1 protein-coding gene is annotated in these 608 nt (G+C 46.7%); it reads right to left on the bottom strand.

Features of this window, described 5'->3' with window-relative positions:
• Nucleotides 1-608 (bottom strand): DUF5801 repeats-in-toxin domain-containing protein (locus R7044_RS26485; RefSeq protein ID WP_225456146.1); only part of this gene is annotated, 608 nt, incomplete at both ends.

Here is a 608-nt window from a genome sequence, read left to right as displayed (position 1 = left end):
GTCATCTTCATCTAAGAACAACGGCGTCGCCGTTTTGATTTCCGGCACGTCATCCACGATGGTGATTGGCAAGTTCACAGATGCCGATGTATCACCATCGAAGTCAGTAACAGAAATAGGAATATCTAACGTTAGGCTGTTTTCGCCCAGGCCAGCAGGATGATCCACAGGGCCCACTAACTCAAATTGGTAGCTATTGTCTTTTGCATCCAACGTTAGGGTGAAAATCTGCGTGTTCGTGCCAACAATCACCGCTTCATAGGTGCTTACACCGTCGGCTTCAGACACCAGTCTTAGTTCCACATCTTGACCATTTGACTGCAAACCAGCGACCGCGCCAGCTAAGTCAGAAACGTGATAACTGACGATTTCATCAGCGCCAGCAACAACGTTAAAGTGTCCATCTAACACTCGTAAGCCAGAAGTATCAGAGCCAGCAGGTAAATCATCTTCGTCAATCGTCAACTGGCTACTGTTATCCACCCCAGTGATAGACGGCACATCATCAACAACGGTAATTGGCAAACTAATCGTGTTCGACACATCACCATCAAAATCCGTGGCATTAACAGGAAAATCAATCACTAGCTCGTTTTCACCATTGCCAT

The organism is Vibrio sp. 1402, from assembly GCF_033340275.1.
The sequence above is the reverse complement of the archived record's forward strand: the minus strand, read 5'-3'. Positions and strand labels throughout refer to the sequence as shown.